The sequence below is a fragment of the Capnocytophaga sp. oral taxon 324 str. F0483 genome (assembly GCF_000318315.2).
GTDB classification, from domain to species: Bacteria; Bacteroidota; Bacteroidia; order Flavobacteriales; family Flavobacteriaceae; genus Capnocytophaga; species Capnocytophaga ochracea.
The window spans coordinates 54,999-56,112 of the sequence record NZ_KB291527.1; the positions used below are offsets into that span (position 1 = coordinate 54,999).

The 1,114-nt window shown below is 32.3% G+C and carries 2 protein-coding genes; both read left to right on the forward strand.

Features of this window, described 5'->3' with window-relative positions:
• Positions 1–328 (forward strand): hypothetical protein (locus tag HMPREF9072_RS07840; RefSeq protein WP_009411186.1); only part of this gene is annotated, 328 nt, incomplete at its 5' end.
• 5 nt (positions 329–333) lie between these two features.
• Positions 334–1,114 (forward strand): hypothetical protein (locus HMPREF9072_RS07845; protein ID WP_009411187.1); only part of this gene is annotated, 781 nt, incomplete at its 3' end.

The following is a 1,114-nucleotide window of genomic DNA, read 5'->3' on the forward strand; positions in this document are numbered from 1 at the left end:
AAAATCAAAAGGTTGTTATAAAAATGGGATAAAAGATGGCTATTGGGATGAAACAATAGGACATACAAGAGGAATAGGCTACTATATCAATGGGAAAAAGGAAGGTTACTGGATAGAAGATGGTCGTGTTTGTACAAGTAAGGGCTATTATGAAAAGGGAAAAAGAGAAGGTTTGTGGTTATTAGAATTTCCAAGCGAGGGGCACTATAAAAAACCTTATGAAAAAGATGGAGTATTAGTGATAGAATTTGTTCCACCAGCAGAAGGAGAAAAAGATATTATAAAAGCCTATTACAAGAATGGTATAGAAATAAAAGAAAATGAATAGAAACGATGAATACCACCATATTTAAAATAGCTATTATTATTGTATTGTGTACGCTCGTTTCTTGTGGAATAAAAACTTATACAAGAGACACGAATGATATAGGAGTTTTCCTTTATGATATGCATAGATCTATATTACATAAGGAAACAGGGAATTACGATTACCCTACTATTAAATGTAAATATTCAGTGCTTAAGGGGAAACTTAACGGAGAACTTTTGTTGAGTTATGCCCCTAGAAAATTAGATGATAATTTAAATTTTTATAGAGGGGAAATGGATACTCTTTTCTATGCCAATTTTGAAAACAACACCCTCAAAGAAGGATATATAGTAAATAGACCCAATAATTGGAATTCAGAAACAAGTGATTACTATCGGTTTTTGTACTCTTATTTGGACTATGAAATACGAATAAATGGAGAGAGGGTAGATTTGAGAAGCTTTAATTATGAAGGAAAAGGGGTGTTAAACGCTAATGGAAAAAAAGAAGATTTTTGGATAGAAAGTAATAACTTGGGACAAAAATCAAAAGGTTGTTATAAAAATGGGATAAAAAATGGATATTGGGAAGAAGTAAACGAAGATGATAGACATAAAGGCTACTATGTCAATGGGAAAAAGGAAGGATATTGGGAAGAGAAAAATCAGTATTTTACAAGTAAGGGCTATTATGAAAAGGGGAAAAGAGAGGGGTTATGGTTATTAGAATTTCCAAGCGAGGGGCATTATAAAGAACCTTATGAAAAAGACGGAGTATTAGTGATAGAATTTGTTCCACCAGCAG